Here is an 18,637-nt window from a genome sequence, read left to right as displayed (position 1 = left end):
GGTCAAGACCCCGCGGAAGCCGCGATGACGCGGTCTACTGGGCCTGTCCGATGGGCCCAGCAACCTGGCAAGCATGGGCTCGTCGTGCAGGAAGAGCAAGCGGTGGTTGGTTAACGGCCGCGCGCGCGGCTTCGCTCATCCCGGTTCAGCGCGCGCCGGCGCGCTGGTCGGCTACATGGCGCCCGCCCCCACCAGCACGAAGGGCGCCCAAGTTGCGGGCTGCGCGCTGTCGCCGCCCTTGGTGATCAGTGCCGAGAGCGAACGACGCAGCGCCTCGGCGCGGCCAATGTCGGGATGCGTCTTCATCGCGTCGATCGTACCGGTGGTGATGGCGACCGCGGCGTCGGAGTTCACCGCCCAGTGCGACACCAGCAGCGCGCGCGTGCCCGCATAGAAGAACGCCCGCGCAAGACCGGAGAAGGCCTCCGAATTGGCGGCCTGCCCTCCGGCGGTGTTGCAGGCCGACAGGATCACCCAATCGGCATCGAGCTTGAGGCCGGATATCTCCGACGACGAGAGATAGCCGTCATCGGTGGGCGTCGGCGCCGCTGGCGGGCTGAGGATCAGTCCGGGCTCGATCGATCCACGCACCTGCCCCGCAAGCGCGCCATGGGTCGCAAAATGCAGGATGCGGTATTTCGCGAGATCGCCGCTTTGGCCGAGCGCCTTCATCCTGGTCTCGGAGGCGTCGCCAGCGAGGACGACGTCGCCTTTGACGGGCACAAAGGTGCTGGCCACCGCGCAAAGTTCGAGCGCAGTTTCCGGCAGCGGCATCTGCCGCCTGAGCTGGACGATGTCTGCCGTGCCGCCCGACAGCGCGTCCACGGCGCGCAAGCTCCGTTGTGCGACCTGGGTCGCCTGCGTCGGGAGGGCGGCGCAGGTCTGGATCTGGCGCGCCAGCTTGGCACGCGCCATCGCGACATCGCTGCGGCCATCGCCGTCGAGCACGGGATTGCCGACGCCGAGAAATGGTTTCGGCGCCGCGCTCTTGCGTGCGACCTGCCGCAATGCCTTGAGGCTGGAGACTGATGGCAGCACTGTGGTGGCAAATCGCTTGACCAGCCAGGGCGCCTTCGCGAGGTCCTGGCCGGCAGCCGGTTTCTCTGTCAGCAAGACCTGAAAGGGCAGCGTCGCAAGCGGGCCTGACGGCACCAGGATCAGCTCCCTGCCGTCGATGTCGCGCGCGACAGGCCCGAGCAGCGCCTGGTAGAGCGCAAAGGCGCGCTCCTGGTCGAACGGCAATGGCTCGTCTGCCCCAAGCGGGGTCTTGCGGCCGAGCTTCTGCGGACATGTGGATGCCTTGTCCAGCCATGCATCCGTATCCAGACCGCAGCGCAAGGCGCCGACGGCCTCATCGAGGTGCTTTTCGCCGAGATCCGCCGAATGCCAGCGCACGTCCGAGCGCGTCACGGTCCAGACGAAGGTGGCGCGCGACGTCGTCGTGAACAGCAACATCGCCTCGTTGGGACGAAGCTGCTTCTGGGCATCCTCGATTGCAATCGGCGCCTTGGTGACGAGCGCTGCGTAGTCCGGAAACTGCCCAGCGATCGTGCGATCCAATTCCCGGATTTGACCTGCGATGGTTGAGGCTCTGGCACGAAGCGCCTGCTCCGCCGCCGGGTTGCGCGCAGCATCCGCCTGCGAGATCGCCGCCACGAGCATCTTGTCGGTCGCAACAGCTTGCGCGGCGAGATCCTGCCGCTCGCGGACGCGCGCGGCGAGATCCCCGCTGCCATCGGCGATGCGGGCCGACATGCCGGCGATTGCCCGCGCAGCCTGCTCGTCACCGATCCATTGCGCCGCCTCGAACGCCTGCGATCGCAACGCGCCGGCCTGCCCCGCATTGGCGCTCGCGAGATTATAGGCGGCTACGATCAGTCCGGGATAGGGATTGGTCTCGTCATGGACCTTCACATCGCCGCGGCTCTCCTGCTCGGCGGCGCGGCGGCCGTTCTGGATCGCGACCGCGCGCGCGAAGGCGTCGCGGGCCTGCTGCCAATCCTTCGAATCGATATGATGGGCGCCGAGATTGGCGAAGCTGTTGGCAACATCCGGATGCTGCTCGCCGAGAGCGCGAAGGCGGATATCCAGCGCGCGCTTCAGCAGCGGCTCGGCCTCCTGCGGCCGGCCGGTGCTGTCCAGAATGACGGCCAGATTGTTGAGACTGTTGGCGACCAGCGGGTGAGAATGCCCGACCGCAGCCTCGCGTATCGCAAGCGACCGGCGCGCGAACGGTTCGGCCTCGGCGTAACGATCGGCCTCGCTCATCAGCGTCACCAGATTGTCGAGCGCGATCGCGACATCCAGATGCGCCGGACCGAGCGCCTTCTCGCGGATCGCCAGCGACTTGCGGAACAGCTGCTCCGCCTCCTGTTTGCGATTGAGATGGGCCCAGGCCTCCGCAAGGTTGTTCAATGCCGTCGCCACATTCGGATGCGCTATCCCGACGGCCTTCTCCTGAATCGCGAGCGCGCGGGTCAGCAGCCCCTCGGCCTCGGCGTCCCGGCCCTCGCGCGAGAACACCAGGGCCAGATTGTTGAGGCTCGCGGCGACATCGGGATGATCAGGTCCGAGCGCCTTCTCCCTGATGGCCAAAGTCCGCCGGGCCAATTGCTCTGCCTCCGGGAGCCGTCCCTGGGCCCGCCGGAGCTCGCCGAGATTGTTGAGCGTCGCCGTCAGATAGATGCTGTCCGGGCCATGCTGCTTCTCCTGAAGCACAAGCGCTTCGGCAAAACTCGCTTCGGCCTGCTGCAACCGCCCTTGCGCCCGATTGACCTCCGCGATGTTGTTCAAGGTCACCGGGATCATGATGTCAGCCTGTCCCGGAGATTTCCTGAACACCACGAGCGCACGGTTGAACAGATCGAGCGCCTCGGTCTCCTTCAACTGGCGGTGACGGAGATTGCCGAGCTGCATCCGCGCCAGCGCCGTGGTGAGATGGTCAGGGCCCAGCACGTTCTCGTCGATGGCGATCGCGCGCGACATGTCGCGTTCGGCATCGCCGAGCCGGTTCTGGCCGAGCTCGATCTGGCCCAGCGTAGCGAGCACGGCTGCGACATCGGGATGATTGGGACCAAGGCTCTTCTCGCGAATGACGAGGGCCCGCCTCAGCACGCTTTCGGCCTCAGCGGTCTCGCCTTTCGTCTGGAGGGCCTGACCCAGCACGACGAGCGTGGTCGCGGTCAGGGGCGATTGTCGCCCCGTGCTTTTCTCGGCCTCAACGACGAGCTTCCTGGCAAAGCCGACCGCCTCGCCATAGCGGCCCTCCTTCGCCAGCGCCGTAATGCGCTGCATCAGCGCCAACATGTCTTGCGACCCCGCCTGCACCGGCGAGACCATGACGCTTACGAGAAGTACAAAACAAAAAGACTGCGCGGCAAACCTCGGCCACCCTATCCACATGCTGCGATCGCTCCGATCCCCCCGCGCCCGCGACCTGTTGGGCCACAGCAAGATGAAGACACTATGACCGCCTCCTGCGTCCCAGCACGAACCGATCGCCGAAACCAGGGGACGACATTCGTACGGACGGTCACGCGCCCGCGGGCCGTGCTGATGCAGCCATGCATGGCAGCATGCGGCGGGTCCGATTGACACGCGCGTCGCCAACGTTACGTTGCTGATCCGAAAGAAGAAACAACAAGGCAAGGGATTCGCCGTGACAGGCGTCATCGCGTCTTGAGCGCAGCCACGCGGGCGTCGGCGCTCGCGCCATTCCGCATCCGCAACTATCGCTTCCAATGGCCGTCCGACCTGCTCACCTCCTGGGCTTTCGAGGTCGAGACGCTGGTGCTGGGCTGGTACATCCTGGTCGAGACCGGCTCGGTGCTGCTGCTGACCGTGCTTGCCTCGCTCCAGTTCGTCGGGACCTTGGTCGCGCCGGTGTTCGGCATGATCGGCGACCGCATGGGCCATCGCGATCTGCTGGTCGCGATGCGTCTTGCCTATACGGTGCTCTCGTCGACCATCATGGTTCTGGCGCTGACCGGTCATCTGTCGCCGCTGAGCGTCATGATCATCGTCGCGGTCATGGGCCTGATTCGTCCCTCGGATCTGGGCGTCCGCGGCGCGCTGCTCGCCGAGATCATGCCGGCCGAGCAGCTGGTGGGCGCGATCAGCGTTGCGCGCACGACCCAGGACAGCGCGCGCATCGCCGGAGCGTTGACGGGCGCTGGGCTGTTCGCCGTCCTCGGCATTGGCCTCGTCTACGTGGCGATCGCCTGTCTTTACTTCGTGGCAGCGCTTCTCATGCTGTGTCTGACCCGGCCCAAGAGGACCGTCATCACCAGCGATCTTCCGGCGAATAGCCATGCCGTTTCGCGGCTGCTCGGCGATCTGAAGGAAGGGATCGTCTACGCCTGGAGTGGCCCGGGAATGCGTGCGGCGCTGTGCGTCGCCTTCCTGGCCAATCTCACCGCATTTCCGTTCACCGGCGGATTGCTGCCCTACATCGCCCGAGAGATCTTTCATACCGACCAGACCGGCCTCGGCTACCTCTCGGCGAGCTTCGCCGTCGGCTCGCTGATCGGCTCCATCACGCTCAGCCTGGTCGGCGGACTGCGCATTGCCCGGCTTCTGATCGGCGCGACGCTGGCCTGGTACGCCATGCTGCTGGTATTCGTCGAAATCAGGACCATGCCGGTGGCGATGGCCTGCCTCGTGCTCGCCGGCATCGCCCAGAGCATGTCCATGATCTCGGCGGCCGTGATCCTGATGCGCACCGCAAGCGCACACCTTCGCGGCCGCGTGATGGGCGTGCGCATGATGGTGATCTACGGCCTGCCGATCGGATTGCTCGCGGCCGGCAGCCTGATCGACGTCATCGGTTATTCCGCGACGGGTTCGCTCTATGCCGCCGCCGGCTTCATCGCGATGCTGGCGATCGCGATCCGCTGGCGCGCCGACCTCTGGCCGGTGCATGCGCCCGCGAATGCGCGATGACCGCGCCTAATCGCCATACCCGCGCAGCCGCTCGATATCGAGGATGGTGACGCCGCCATATTCGAGCCGCAGCAGTCCCTCCTTCTCCAGCCGGTTCAGCGCGCGGTTGGCGTTCTGGCGGGACATGCCGGAGAGCGCACCGATCTCCTCCTGGGTGATCTCCAGATGAGCGGTCGATTCCGGATAGAGGATCGGATTGAACAGTGAGGCGATGCTGCGGGCGAGGCGCGCGGTGGCATCCAGGGTGCGGTTGACCTCGAGCATGCCGATGAACTGGCCGAGCCGTTCGTTGAGCTGGCGCACCAGAAAGCGGTTGAAGCCGACGCTGTTCTCGAACAGCCACATGAAGGCGCTGCGTTCCATCAGCGCGACGCGGCTGTCGCGCAGCGCGACCACGTCATAGCGGCGCGGCTCGTTCTTGAGCACACTGCCCTCGCCGAACCAGGCCCCCGCCGTCAGCCCGGCGAGGCTGGTCTCCTTGCCGTCCCTGGAGACCCCGCCCATGCGGGCAAGGCCGCCCACCATGCCGGCCCAATAGGCAAAAATATCACCGCGCATGAACACGGTCTCGCCGGTGCCGTAGGACCGCTCCGTGATTCCGGCGCGCGCGACCTCGATCTCCGCCTGCGTGAGCTCGCGCGACCAAGCGGCGACGCGCTTCAGTTGATCTTCTGAAATCATGATCTCGCGGCCAGCCGCACCGTTTCGTCACTCCGTCTTCTGCTGCATTGCAGCATGATGATTCCAACCGCCATCCGACGAAAGATGAAGGCCGCCGCCGCCCGGCAAACTTTGTCGCAGAATTGTCAGCCGCGAGACATTTCAAAATAGCGCTTTCCCCTATTGAGGACCACCTCGGACGATGCGGCTTTTGATCCCTGACGGGAACGAGAGTGGCGCGGCTCCGGTCGAGACCATCTGCTGCATGGCCTCACCGGCACCGCCGTACTAGGATCGCTGGGCAGGAACGGACGAAGAGCGCCACTAAAAAGCGCCATCACCGGGAGGGTTTCGTTTGGTGGCTACAAGTCTTGAAGTGCGCGACGTGTCCCTGCGATTCGGCGGCGTCCGGGCGCTGACCGACGTCGGCTTCTCCATCAGGGAGGGCGAGCTGTTCTCGATCATCGGCCCTAACGGCGCCGGCAAGACCTCGATCGTGAACTGTATTTCCGGCCGCTACAAGCCAACCGAAGGCCAGCTGTTCTACCAGGGCCGCGACATCACCGCCCTGACGCCGAACGCCCGCGCCTCGCTCGGCATCGGCCGCACCTTCCAGAATCTGGCGCTGTTCCACCACATGAGCGTGCTCGACAACATCATGGTCGGGCGCCATCACCTGCTGAAGAACAATTTCCTCACGGGTTCGCTGTACTGGCTCACCGGCGCGCGCAAGGAGGAGCTCGAGCACCGCCGCAAGGTCGAGGAGATCATCGACTTCCTTGACCTCCAGTCGGTGCGGAAGGCCACCGCCGGCACCCTCTCCTACGGCCTGCGCAAGCGCGTGGAGCTCGCCCGCGCCATGGCGCTGGAGCCGCGTCTCATTCTCCTCGACGAGCCGATGGCCGGCATGAACTTCGAGGAGAAGGAGGACATGGCCCGCTACATCGTCGATCTCAACGAGGAATTCGGGATGACGGTGGTGATGATCGAGCACGACATGGGCGTGGTGATGGACATCTCCCACCGCGTCATGGTGCTGGATTTCGGCAAGAAGATCGCCGAAGGCGATCCGGCGACGGTGCTCGCCGATCCCCACGTCAGACGCGCCTATCTTGGTGAAGAAGACGAGGTGCTGGTCGATCCGGATGACGCTGCACCCGCGCAGGAGAGCGCGGCATGATGGATTACGCAGGCCGCGTCGCACAGGCCGACACCTATCCGAAGATGCTCCGGCTCAACGCGAAGGAGCATGGCAACGAAATCGCGCTCCGCGAGAAGGATCTCGGGCTCTGGCGGCTGTTCACCTGGAGCGACTACCAGACCCGCGTCCGCGATTTTGCGCTCGGCCTTCTCGAAATGGGCCTTGGCCGCGGCGACGTCATCGGCATCATCGGCGATAACCGGCCGGATTGGGTGGCGGCGGAAGTGGCGACGCACGCCATCGGCGGCCTCAGCCTCGGACTTTATCGCGACGTGCTGGACGAGGAAGCCTCCTATCTGCTCAACTATGGCGAGGCGCAGCTTGTCTTCGCCGAGGATGAGGAGCAGGTCGACAAGCTGCTTACCCTCGCCGACCGCGCGCCGAAGCTGAAGCACATCATCTATTCCGATCCGCGCGGGATGCGGAAATATGACGACCCCAGGCTGATGTCGGCGGAGAGGTTTGCCGAGCTCGGCCGGGCACGTGCCGCGCGTGAGCCGGAGCTCTACGACAGACTGGTCGATGCCACCAAGGGCGAGGACGTCGCGATCCTCTGCACGACGTCGGGCACCACGTCCCATCCCAAGCTCGCGATGCTCGCCGCCGGCCGCGTGCTCGGCCACTGCGCGACCTATCTTGCCTTCGATCCCAAGGGCCCGGACGACGAATACGTCTCGGTGCTGCCGCTGCCGTGGATCATGGAGCAGGTCTACGTGCTCGGCAAAGGCCTGCTCTGCCGGATGAAGATCAACTTCGTCGAAGAGCCCGACACGATGATGAACGATCTGCGCGAGATCGCGCCGACATTCGTGCTCTTTGCCCCCAGGGTCTGGGAATCGATCGCCGCCGACGTCCGCGCCAAGGTGATGGACGCGACGCCTCTCAAGCAGCGCCTGTTCGACGTCGGCATGAAGAGTGGCCTCGCCGCGCTCGAACACGGCAAGCGCTCGGGCCTTGCCGACGCGATCCTGTTCCGGGCGCTGCGCGACCGCCTCGGTTTCACCCGGCTGCGCTCAGCTGCCACCGGCGGCGCGGCGCTCGGGCCCGAGACCTTCAAGTTCTTTCAGGCCATGGGCGTGCCGCTGCGCACGCTGTACGGCCAGACCGAGCTGCTGGGGGCCTATACGCTGCATCCCGAGGGCAAGGTCGATCCCGACACCACGGGCGTTCCTATGTCCGACCAGGTCGAGATCCGCATCGACAATGCCGACGTCCACGGCGTCGGCGAGATCGTGGTGCGGCATCCCAACATGTTTCTCGGCTACTACAAGAATCCGGAGGCAAGCGTCGCCGACATCAAGGACGGCTGGATGTTGTCGGGCGACGCCGGCTATTTCAACGCGAACCAGCAGCTCGTCGTCATCGACCGCATCAAGGATCTCGCCGAGACCTCGCGCGGCGAGCGCTTCTCGCCGCAGTTCATCGAGAACAAGCTGAAGTTCTCGCCCTACATCGCCGAAGCCGTGGTGCTTGGAGCCGGCCGCGATGCGCTCGCGGCGATGATCTGCATCCGCTACTCCATCATCTCGAAATGGGCGGAGAAGAACCGCCTCTCCTTCACGACCTACAGCGATCTCGCCTCGCGGCCGGAGGTCTATACGCTGCTGCAGAAGGAGGTTGAGACCGTCAACGCCACGCTGCCGCCGGCGCAGCGCATCTCGCGCTTCCTGCTGCTCTACAAGGAGCTCGACGCCGACGACGGCGAGCTCACCCGCACAAGAAAGGTGCGCCGCAGCGTCATCAACGAGAAATACGAGGGCATCATCGATGCCATCTACCGCGGCGATGCCGACATCCCCGTCGACACCGTGATCCGCTTCCAGGACGGCACCACCCAGCGCGTGCGGACGACACTGCGCGTGGTGGACCTCGGCGGGCACGGGCACATGGCGGAGGCTGCGGAGTGAAACAAATGGTCGTCATGCGCGGGCTTGACCCGCGCATCCATCCTCTTCCGAACAATCTTCCTTCCGCATCGATGGATTGCCGGGTCAAGCCCGGCAATGACGAGCTGGGTCAACCGACATGAACACCGCCTTCCTCATCCAGCTCCTGGTCAACGGTCTCGTGGTCGGCACGCTCTATGGCGTGGTCGCGATGTCGTTCGTGCTGATCTACAAGGCGACGCAGGTCGTCAACTTCGCGCAAGGTGAATTGCTGCTGGTCGGCGCCTGGGTGTGCTGGGCGCTGCTTGCCAAATATCAGGTGCCGTTCTGGATCGGCATGCCGATGACGCTGGTGTTCATGTTCGTGTTCGGCATCGCGGTCCAGGTGCTGATCCTGCGGCCGATGATCGGCGAGCCCATCATTTCCGTGATCATGGTGACGATCGGCCTCTCCACCGTGCTCCAGGCAACGCTGAAATGGATGTTCGGCGTCAATCCGCAGCCGTTCCCGCGCGTGTTCGAGAGCCAGTCGGTCAGCTTGCTGGGCTTACAGATCCAGACTGTCTATGTCATGAGCCTGGTGGTCTCCGTCGCCATGATGATCGGCATGGCCTGGTTCTTCCGCGCCTCCAAATACGGCCTTGCGATGCGCGCCACCGCGTTCAACCAGCAGGTCGCGCAATCGCTCGGCATTTCCGTGAAAAGCGTGTTCGCGATGGCCTGGGCGATCTCGGCGACGGTGTCGGCGGTCGCGGGCGTCGTCGTTGCGGTCGTGAACGGCGTGTCCTCGGGCCTTGCCGCCTACGGCATCAAGGTGTTTCCGGCGGCGATCCTCGGCGGGCTCGACTCCGTCGGCGGCGCCGTACTCGGCGGCATCATCATCGGCCTGCTCGAGAACGTCGCACAATATGTCGACAGCGAGTACCTGCACTGGGGCAATCTCTACGAGATCGCGCCGTTCTACGTCCTCATCATCGTGCTGATGATCAAGCCCTACGGGCTGTTCGGCACCCACGACATCGAGCGGATCTGACCCATGGCCGGCCCTGCCCTCATTCCTGCTGGTGATTTCCGCACCTCTTATGCGGCCGACACCACGATCTTCCCGACCACGACCAGCCGCAACTTCGCCATCGCAGGCGTGCTGTTGCTGTGCCTCGCGCCGCAATTCTTCAGCGGATACTGGCTCAGCATCCTGATCCAGATCGGCATCTTCTCGATCGCGGCGCTCGGGCTGAACATCCTGGTCGGCTTCACCGGCCAGATCTCGATCGGGCATGCTGCCTTCTTCCTGCTCGGCGCTTTCACCTCGGCTTACATCTCCAACAACGCGCCGATCCCGGTGTTCTTCGCGATCCCGCTCGCCGGCGTCGTCACCGCGCTGGTCGGCTTGATCTTCGGCATCCCTGCGGCGCGGCTGAAGGGGCTCTATCTCGTCATCGCGACGCTGGCCGCGCAGTATATCCTGCTCGACTTCTTCTCCCGCGCCGAATGGTTCACCGGCGGCTCGGTGCCGGCGAGCGCCAACCCGTTCTCGATCTTCGGCTACACACTGCGCGGCGACAAACAGTATTTCTACGTCGTGCTGGCCTATGTGCTGCTCAGCTACATCCTCGTCACCAACCTGATGCGCACCCGCGACGGCCGTGCGCTGGTGGCAATCCGCGACCATTATCTCTCGGCCGAGATCATGGGCATCAACCTCACCAAATACCGTACGCTGTCGTTCGGGCTCGCCGCCTTCTTCGCCGGCATCGCCGGCGCGCTCTATGCGCACTACCAGCTCGTGGTGTCGCAGGAAGGTTTCGGTATCGAGCGCTCGATCCTGTTCCTGGCCATGATCATCATCGGCGGTACCGGCTCGATCATGGGCACGCTGATGGGCACCGCCTTCGTGGTGCTGCTGCCCGAAGGGATGGAGTTCATCAGCCATTATTTGAAGGGCGGCGCGATCGACAAGGCGCTATCGCTCAACACCAACATCACCTTCCTGCGCGAGATCGCGATCGGGGTGATCATCATCGCCTTCCTGATGTTCGAACCCGACGGCCTCGCGCATCGCTGGCGGCAGATCAAGGCGTATTGGAAACTCTACCCGTTCTCGCATTGAGCGCGGGCAACTTCACTTAAACAATAAACAGGAGGAACCGACCCATGACGATGAAATCCTTTTTGAGCACCGCATCGCTCGCCGTCGCGATCGCCGCATTCTCGGCCGGCGCACAGGCGCAGATCGCGATCGGGCACCTTGCCGACTATTCCGGCGGCACCTCCGACGTCGGCACGCCCTATGGCCAGGCCGTCGCCGACACCTTCGCCTGGGTCAACAAGAACGGCGGCGTCGGCGGCAAGCAGATCAACGTCGACACCAACGACTACGGCTACCAGGTGCCGCGCGCGATCGCGCTCTACAAGAAGTGGTCGGCGCCGGACAGCAAGGTCGCCGCGATCATGGGTTGGGGCACCGCCGACACCGAGGCGCTGACCGGCTTCCTCGCCCAGGACAAGATTCCCGACATGTCAGGCTCCTATGCCGCCGCCCTCACCGACCCCGAGGGCGTCAGCGGCAAGGCCAAGCCCGCGCCCTACAATTTCTTCTATGGCCCTAGCTATTCGGACTCGCTGCGCGCGATGCTGATGTGGGCGGCCGAGGACTGGAAGGCCAAGGGCAAGTCCGGCAAGCCGAAATTCGTGCACATGGGCGCCAACCATCCCTATCCGAACGCGCCGAAGGCCGCCGGTGAAGCGATGGCGCAGGAGCTCGGCTTCGAGGTGCTGCCGCCGCTGGTGTTCGCGCTCGCGCCGGGCGACTACAGCGCCCAGTGCCTGAGCCTGAAATCCTCGGGCGCCAACTACGCGTATCTCGGCAACACCGCCGCCTCCAACATCTCGGTGATGAAGGCCTGCAAGACTGCCGGCGTCGAGATCCAGTTCATGGGCAATGTCTGGGGCATGGACGAGAACGCCGCCAAGACGGCCGGAGACGCCGCCAACGGCGTGATCTTCCCCTTGCGCACCGCGGTGAGCTGGGGCGGCGATGCGCCCGGCATGAAGACGCTGATGGAGATCTCGAAGATGTCCGACGCCAGCGGCAAGGTCTACCGTCCCGTGCACTACGTCGCGGCGGTCTGCTCGGCGCTGTACATGAAGGAAGCGATCGACTGGGCTGCCAAGAACGGCGGCGCCACCGGAGACAACGTCGCCAAGGGCTTCTACCAGAAGAAGGATTGGGTGCCGGCCGGCATGGAAGGCGTCTGCAATCCCTCGACCTGGACCGACAAGGACCATCGCGGCACGCTGAAGGTCGATCTCTATCGCACCAAGGTCTCGGGCGCGACCGACGGCGACCTCAACGACCTCATGGCCAAGGGCACGATCAAGCTCGAGAAGGTCAAGACCGTCGAGCTGCCGCGCAAGCCGGAATTGCTGGGCTGGTGAGGCACGCTGTTTCCCTGCACACAACTGTCATCCCCCGCGAAGGCGGGGATCCAGTACGCCGCGGCCTCTCGGGGAACGTCAGGCGTCTCTGGAATACTGGGTCGCCCGGTCAAGCCGGGCGACGACAGCGGAGTTTTGAAGCATGAGTCAGATTGCAGAAGCCACTCGCACCACTCCCACAGCAGTGCCCGCCGCCGCCCTCCTCGCCGTGCGCAACATCGAGGTCGTCTATGACGACGTCATCCTGGTGTTGCGCGGCCTCAGCCTCGACGTACCCAAGGGCGCGATCGTGGCGCTGCTGGGCGCCAACGGCGCCGGCAAATCGACGACGCTGAAGGCGATCTCGGGACTGCTCAAGACCGAGGACGGCGAGGTCACACGCGGCGAAATCGTGTTCGAGAACGAGCGGATCAACGGCATCGACCCCGACAAGATCGTCCGCCGCGGCATCTTCCAGGTGATGGAGGGCCGGCGCATCGTCGCCGACATGACCTCGCTGGAGAACCTCAAGCTCGGCGCCTTCACCCGCAGGGACCGCGAGGTCGATGCCGATCTCGACATGGTGTTCAACTATTTCCCGCGCCTGAAGGAACGCACCGGCCTTGCCGGCTATCTCTCCGGCGGCGAGCAGCAGATGCTCGCGATCGGCCGCGCGCTGATGGCGCGCCCGAAGATGATCCTGATGGACGAGCCGTCGATGGGCCTGTCGCCGCTGCTGGTGAAAGAGGTGTTCTCCATCATCCAGAAGATCAACCGCGATCTCGGCGTCACCATCCTCCTGGTCGAGCAGAACGCACGCGCCGCGCTGTCGGTGGCGAGCCACGGCTACATCATGGAGCAGGGCAAGGTCGTGCTCGACGGCACCGCGGACGAATTGCGCGACAACGAGGACGTCAAGGAATTCTACCTCGGCGGGGCCGGCGACCAGCGCAAGAGCTTCAAGAACCTCAAGAGCTTCAAGCGGCGCAAGCGCTGGCTCTGAACTCTTAGGGTTCGAGCACCTGCTCCGCTTCCGTGACCGCGCAGAGAACATGATAGAACGACGACGCAGGAATGGTGTCGATCAGCGATTTGCCGTCGCGATCGAACTGGTCGTACCAGCCGCCCCTCACGGGATGGCTGAGATAATGCCGTTCGAGCCGCACCAGCGCCGCGCGCGCCTCCTCCGCCGCACCCGCCTCGCCGGATTCGGCCTGCGCGATCCACGCCTTCGCGATCTCGGTCTGCGGCCACAGCCGGCGCGTGCTGCGGCGGATATTGCCGATGTCGTCGCCTTCGTCGACCAGGCAGCCCGTGGCCTCGTCGCGATAGCGCATCGAGGTCGCAAGCAACTCGGCACGGCGCTGACCGGTCGGGCATCCCGTGATGCGCTCGAACCCCTTCAGCAGCCATACCCATTCCGCCTGGTGGCCCGGCTCGACGCTGACCGGCTCGATCTTCGACCAGTCTTCCTCGAAATACTCGGTCAGGATGCGCTTCTGCTTGTCGTAGAGATTGGCCAGGAACAGCGCAAAGAACCCGCCTGCACGGTTCTGGAACGCCAGGTCGTGGGTCGCGTCGAAACACGCGATCATCGCCTCGAACAGGTGCATGTGCGGGTTCTGCCGGCGCGGCAGCGAGACCGGAAGGCCCTCGTGCACGCCTCCATGCGGCGAGCGCAGATGGCCGTCGAGGAAAGCGAGCAGCGCGTCGATCTCGGCACGAACCTGCGCGTCCTGGTCGAGCGCGTAGACGGTCGCGAGGGCAAACAGGATGAAAGCGTGATCGTAGGCATCGCGCCGGCCGTCCAGCACCGCACCTTCCGGCGTCAGCCGGTGCACATAGCCCGGCCGGCCGTCAGGCGCTTTGGCGTTGCCGAGCAGATGCTCCAGCCCCTTCAGCGCGATGGCGCGGCCCTCAGGGTACCAGCCCATTTGCGCGGCCTTGGCGTAGCAATAGATCTGGCGGGCCTGCACGAACACGCGCCGCGGCGCGGCCGCATCCGCAGTTCCGTCGCGATGCAGCCGGTCGATGAAGCCGCCTGCAGCAGGATCCCAGCCGACGGTCGACCACAGCGGCAGCGCCTCCTCGATCATGCGGCGCTTCAGGCGCGCGACGACGTCCGTCGCCTCCTCCGCCGCAATGATTCCTTCGTCCGCCATCGCGTCCTCTCTCGGCCTCGCCAATCGCCGTCTGATACCCACGCCAGCGGCGGCGCGCAACGGATGCCAACACGGAAAGAACAGCCATGACCGCCCACTACGATGCCCGCGAGACGCGTGAACAAGCCGCTCGCGAGGCCGATCTGTTCTCCCGCCTGCCAGAGGTGCTACGAGCCGCAATGGCCGCCCCGGCCTATGCCGAGCGGCTGAGAGGCCTCGATCCCGCCACAGTGACCTCCCGGGAGGCGCTGGCGGGCCTGCCGGTGTTGCGCAAGTCGGAACTACCCGCCCTGCACAAGGCCTCCGCGCCCTTCGGAGGCTTCGTGGCGGCGGCGCCGGGGTCGTTTGCCCGCCTCTTCACCTCCCCAGGGCCCATTTTCGAACCGGAGGGACGGCAGGCCGATCCCTGGCGCGGCGCAAGGGCGTTGTTCGCGGCCGGGTTCCGCCCCGATGACATCGTCCTCAACACCTTCAGCTACCATCTCACCCCCGGCGGCTTCATTTTCGATGCCTCGGCGCGGGCGCTCGGCTGCGCCGTGATCCCGGCAGGGCCTGGCAACACCGAGCAGCAATTCGAACTGATCGAGGCCTACCGCCCGGTCGGCTACAGCGGCACGCCGGACTTCCTGAAGATATTGCTCGATGCCGCAGCGAGCGCGGGACGCGACGTCTCCTCGATCAAGCGCGCACTGGTCTCGGGGGCGGCGTTCCCGCCCTCACTGCAGTCGGAGATCAAGGCGCGTGGCATCGATGCCTACCAGGCCTTCGGCACCGCTGATCTCGGCCTCATTGCGTTCGAGACCGAGGCGCGCGAGGGCATGGTCGTGAACGAAGACCTGATCCTGGAGATCGTCAAGCCCGGCACGGGCGATCCCGTGACGCCGGGCGACGTCGGCGAGATCGTGGTGACGTCGCTCGATCCGCACCATCCCTGGATCCGGCTCGCCCTCGGCGACCTCACCGCAGCGCTGCCGGGCCCAAGCAAGTGCGGCCGCACCAACATGCGCATCAAGGGCTGGATGGGCCGCGCCGACCAAACCACCAAGGTCAAGGGCATGTTCATTCGCCCCGAGCAGATCGCCGAGATCGGCAAGCGTCATTCTGCGCTCGGAAGACTGCGCCTCGTCGTCACACGGCAGGGCGAGACCGACGCGATGACGCTGAAAGCGGAAACGGCGGCCACGAGTGACGCCCTGCGCGAGGAGATTGCGACCAGCTTGCGCGCCGTGACGAAACTCGGCGGAAGCGTCGAGTTCGTCAGTCCCGGCGCGCTGCCGAACGACGGCAAGGTGATCGCCGATGAGCGGTAAGCTTGCCCCCAAAATCCCCCTTCCCTGGTAACAGGGAATTCTACAGGGAAACGCGGCCCTCGAGCCGACGATCAGCCCAAAATACTGCCAACAAGTGCCTTGAAAATAAGGCATTTTGGGCCTGAAGCGACGAAACTGCACAGGGAAATTTTCAGAGGCGATCAAGGAACGGGCGCGCCCCAAACAGGGAATCTGTAAGCGTCCACCAAACATCGTTTCTCGACGCAGTGCTGCGGTCCATAACGCGAATCGGTTCCCGCCTCTCGCTTTCCAGACAAGGAGAGCGAGATGCTGGACGAGAACCGAGTTCGGAGCGGTTAGAGCGAAGCTTTCTGACGGACACCATGATAAGACTGCCGTCAAACGTCGGAGCGTGCACTGCCGCTGATCGTGGCCACCGAGGTGCCTTGCGACGCATCGTCGAGTTCTATGCATCAGCAACCGACAAGCTCAACGACGTTAAGCCTTTCGCTGAGGATGTACTCGAGCGCATGTTTAATCGGACCACCACGCTCTTAACTTTCGATTTCAGAATCCGATGTGACGATGCGAAGGCTGCACCGACGACATTCAAATGCACAAAAAAAATTGCGACCAATTCTTGTAGACTTGAATATCGACGAAAGGGTTCCCACTTTTCTTGGGTCAAATGATATGAGGAGCGATGGATGCCCGTTTCTCGGCTGCGGCTCGTTTCGATCGATAATCCCAACGAAGTCATCGAGCCCGCAACACAACTAGACGACGACTATATCGCTGCCCTGCACCACCCATTGTTGAGATCTCATATTGTCATTCGTCCCGACGGCATGATTGAAGCTAGGCGCGTTTACGGCGTCTATCGATCCGAATTCGATCTCGGTAGCTTGCTCGAGGCTCAGCGGAAACGTGCGGCTCGCCGCAGAACGAGGGTGGGCGACCAAGCGGTGCCGCTCCGCCAAATCATAGAACGTTTGGTTTTTAAGCCGGAGCTTCGGGAGCTTAGCGCGAGAGAGATCTGGCCTCATTTCTTCTCGGAGTTGCGGGATCAGGGATGCGATCCGTCAGAAAGCGTCGACAGATCGAGCCTTTCTTACGAATTCGGCACTGGACGGCGAAAGATGACCTTCAAGACGTTTCGAAACGCAATTGCTGAAATACGGCGACACAAGGCCCAATAGCCCGGCTAACAGGCACTGACCGGTAGACTCTGGTGACGACGCAGTCGAGCCAAGGAGTCAACCATGACGGCATCATCGAATCACAACGAGATCTTCACACAGCGGGGACCGGTCGAGCTTGTTGCAATCGACGCAATTTCGCTACCTGAGCGATTGCTCCGTAAACATACCGATCGCCATAAGAAACAATACGCGAAATGTATCGAGGCACTGGGCGGCGTGATCGGCCCCATTATTATCGATGGGTCGGGTGTGATCGTCGCGGGGATGATCTGGTACTTTGGCGCTCTAAAACTTGGCTTACGCGAACTCCCTATAATCCGGGTAACGCATCTCACGCCCGAAAAACTCGAACTCTACCGAATTGCTGAGCAGCGGCTCAGCGAACTAGCGCCTTGGGATGACCGCGCTCTCGCGGAAACCTTCAAGGATCTATATCAGCTCGACCTTGGATTCAGTCTTGAGGTCACAGGCTTCTCCCAAGGGGAGATTGACTTTCGGATCGAGAATCTGGAGTCCCTTCAGGCTCAGCCAGCACCGGACCCGGCGGACATCGTTCCAGCCGTTCTTTCGGCCAAGGTTTCGGCCGCCAACGATCTTTGGCAACTTGGTCGCCATCGGATCCTATGCGCAAGCGCGCTCGAGGCTAGTTCTTTGTTGGTCCTCATGGCGGGCCAGCGCGCGCGCGCCGTGATCACGGATCCACCGTTCAATGTCCCCATACAAGGGCACGTCTCCGGCAAAGGACGCATTCGCCACCACGAGTTTGCGATGGCGGCCGGCGAAATGTCCAACGAGGAGTTTACCGCATTCCTCAACGGCTATCTTCGCCGCTCGACCGAGCACCTCTCCCAGGGATCCCTCCTCTACATCTTCATGGACTGGCGTCACTCCGCCCAGATTCTTGCCGCCGCGACGGTAGTCGGGCTCGAACTCAAGAACATATGCGCCTGGGTCAAATCGAACGCCGGCATGGGATCGCTTTATCGCAGCCAGCACGAGTTCGTCTTCGTCTTCAAGCACGGCAAAATGCCCCACCGCAACAACGTCGAGCTTGGCCGGCATGGTCGGTTCAGAACCAACGTATGGCAATATCCTGGATGCAATAGCTTCGAACGCAACGGCGAGGAAGGTAACTTGCTTGCCTTGCACCCGACCGTAAAGCCGGTTCAGTTGCTTGCCGATGCAATTCTCGACTGCACGGAACGCAATGACATTGTTTTGGACAACTTCCTGGGCAGCGGTTCGACGTTGCTGGCTGCCGAAAGGGTCGGCCGCCGCCTCTATGCGACGGAGCTAGAGCCGCGTTACGTTGACGTCGCGATAAGGCGCTGGCAACGCCACACCGGGCAAAGCGCTGTCCATGTCCCAACCGGGCGCCTGTTCGACGAGATCGCCGCAGACAAGCAACGGGAGTGCGCGGAATGACCAAGCGGAAATCCGAAAACTATTCAGTTGGCTACGGAAAACCTCCGAAAGAGCGACGCTTCAAGCCGGGCCAGTCCGGCAATCCACGCGGCAGGCCGAAAAAATGTCTCTCTTTGGTTGAACTTTTTGCGCGGGAGTTGAAGCGGGAGCGAACCATTGTCGAAGATGGACAGCGATTGCGCATCCAGACAGACGAAGTATTGGTGAAGCGAGTAGTCGATCTCGCGGTCAAGGGCAACGAGAAAGTCTTGAGGATGACAATGAAACTGATCGAGCAAATTCGCGAAATCGAAAGTGCAAGGATCGAACGCGATTATGACGCGAGGTCGATAGAGGAGATAAGGGCCGACTTCAATCGGATGCGGGCCATCACGCTGGCCGACCTCACCCGCGCCAAGGGGATTGACGATTCTTTCCCGTAGCCGGGACAAGATCCAGTTGCATGGTAGTGCGGGCCAGCGCGCAGCCTCGC

General features: G+C 63.7%; 14 protein-coding genes. 11 read left to right on the top strand and 3 right to left on the bottom strand.

Features of this window, described 5'->3' with window-relative positions; all coding sequences use genetic code 11:
• Nucleotides 1-171: 171 nt before the first annotated feature.
• Complete coding sequence (locus GGD65_RS12355) at nucleotides 172-3,306, bottom strand: CHAT domain-containing tetratricopeptide repeat protein (protein ID WP_183235427.1); 3,135 nt, start codon at nucleotides 3,304-3,306, stop codon at nucleotides 172-174.
• Nucleotides 3,307-3,678: 372 nt separating this feature from the next.
• On the opposite strand from GGD65_RS12355, the gene GGD65_RS12350 reads away from it, so the two are divergent.
• On the top strand, nucleotides 3,679-4,941 hold the full coding sequence (locus GGD65_RS12350; RefSeq protein ID WP_183235426.1) for an MFS transporter: 1,263 nt from the start codon (nucleotides 3,679-3,681) through the stop codon (nucleotides 4,939-4,941).
• A 6-nt stretch (nucleotides 4,942-4,947) separates the two neighbouring features.
• Here the strand turns inward: GGD65_RS12350 and GGD65_RS12345 are convergent, their stop codons facing one another.
• Nucleotides 4,948-5,622, bottom strand: coding sequence for a Crp/Fnr family transcriptional regulator (locus GGD65_RS12345; RefSeq protein WP_038949013.1), 675 nt, complete (start codon nucleotides 5,620-5,622; stop codon nucleotides 4,948-4,950).
• Between the two features lie 337 nt (nucleotides 5,623-5,959).
• On the opposite strand from GGD65_RS12345, the gene GGD65_RS12340 reads away from it, so the two are divergent.
• The 6 genes from GGD65_RS12340 (at nucleotide 5,960) to GGD65_RS12315 (ending at nucleotide 13,108) form a co-directional block, all read left to right on the top strand.
• A complete protein-coding gene (locus GGD65_RS12340) occupies nucleotides 5,960-6,781 on the top strand; it encodes an ABC transporter ATP-binding protein (protein ID WP_104463664.1) in 822 nt (273 codons plus the stop codon).
• Complete coding sequence (locus GGD65_RS12335; RefSeq protein WP_018317427.1) at nucleotides 6,778-8,709, top strand: long-chain fatty acid--CoA ligase; 1,932 nt, start codon at nucleotides 6,778-6,780, stop codon at nucleotides 8,707-8,709. The genes GGD65_RS12340 and GGD65_RS12335 overlap by 4 nt, the downstream gene beginning before the upstream one ends.
• A gap of 118 nt (nucleotides 8,710-8,827) precedes the next feature.
• Nucleotides 8,828-9,721, top strand: a complete 894-nt coding sequence (locus GGD65_RS12330; protein WP_018317428.1) for a branched-chain amino acid ABC transporter permease — start codon at nucleotides 8,828-8,830, stop codon at nucleotides 9,719-9,721.
• A 3-nt stretch (nucleotides 9,722-9,724) separates the two neighbouring features.
• Nucleotides 9,725-10,798 (top strand): branched-chain amino acid ABC transporter permease, encoded by a 1,074-nt coding sequence (locus GGD65_RS12325; RefSeq protein ID WP_018317429.1) that lies wholly within the window; start codon nucleotides 9,725-9,727, stop codon nucleotides 10,796-10,798.
• Nucleotides 10,799-10,842: 44 nt separating this feature from the next.
• The gene (locus GGD65_RS12320) at nucleotides 10,843-12,126 is read left to right on the top strand and encodes an ABC transporter substrate-binding protein (protein ID WP_018317430.1); all 1,284 of its coding nucleotides are present in this window, start codon (nucleotides 10,843-10,845) and stop codon (nucleotides 12,124-12,126) included.
• A 142-nt stretch (nucleotides 12,127-12,268) separates the two neighbouring features.
• Nucleotides 12,269-13,108, top strand: coding sequence for an ABC transporter ATP-binding protein (locus tag GGD65_RS12315; protein ID WP_018317431.1), 840 nt, complete (start codon nucleotides 12,269-12,271; stop codon nucleotides 13,106-13,108).
• A 4-nt stretch (nucleotides 13,109-13,112) separates the two neighbouring features.
• Here the strand turns inward: GGD65_RS12315 and GGD65_RS12310 are convergent, their stop codons facing one another.
• Nucleotides 13,113-14,267, bottom strand: coding sequence for an AGE family epimerase/isomerase (locus GGD65_RS12310; RefSeq protein WP_183235425.1), 1,155 nt, complete (start codon nucleotides 14,265-14,267; stop codon nucleotides 13,113-13,115).
• An 86-nt stretch (nucleotides 14,268-14,353) separates the two neighbouring features.
• Between GGD65_RS12310 and GGD65_RS12305 the strand changes: the two genes are divergently transcribed.
• The 4 genes from GGD65_RS12305 to GGD65_RS12290 all read left to right on the top strand — a co-directional run bounded on the left by GGD65_RS12305 (nucleotide 14,354) and on the right by GGD65_RS12290 (nucleotide 18,587).
• Entirely contained in the window at nucleotides 14,354-15,577 is a 1,224-nt protein-coding gene (locus GGD65_RS12305) for a phenylacetate--CoA ligase family protein (RefSeq protein ID WP_179737674.1), read from the top strand.
• Between the two features lie 668 nt (nucleotides 15,578-16,245).
• Nucleotides 16,246-16,737: a hypothetical protein gene (locus tag GGD65_RS12300; RefSeq protein WP_183232980.1), complete on the top strand. Its 492-nt coding sequence runs from the start codon at nucleotides 16,246-16,248 to the stop codon at nucleotides 16,735-16,737.
• Between the two features lie 63 nt (nucleotides 16,738-16,800).
• Nucleotides 16,801-18,165 carry a DNA methyltransferase gene (locus GGD65_RS12295; protein WP_183235424.1) on the top strand — a complete coding sequence of 455 codons (1,365 nt, stop codon included), beginning with the start codon at nucleotides 16,801-16,803 and terminating at the stop codon, nucleotides 18,163-18,165.
• On the top strand, nucleotides 18,162-18,587 hold the full coding sequence (locus GGD65_RS12290; protein ID WP_183235423.1) for a DUF5681 domain-containing protein: 426 nt from the start codon (nucleotides 18,162-18,164) through the stop codon (nucleotides 18,585-18,587). The genes GGD65_RS12295 and GGD65_RS12290 overlap by 4 nt, the downstream gene beginning before the upstream one ends.
• Nucleotides 18,588-18,637 lie beyond the last annotated feature (50 nt).

Source organism: Bradyrhizobium sp. CIR18 (assembly GCF_014198295.1).
In the GTDB taxonomy this organism is placed as follows: Bacteria; Pseudomonadota; Alphaproteobacteria; order Rhizobiales; family Xanthobacteraceae; genus Bradyrhizobium.
Note: the sequence above shows the minus strand (reverse complement) of the source record. Positions and strands in the feature narration are given on the sequence as shown.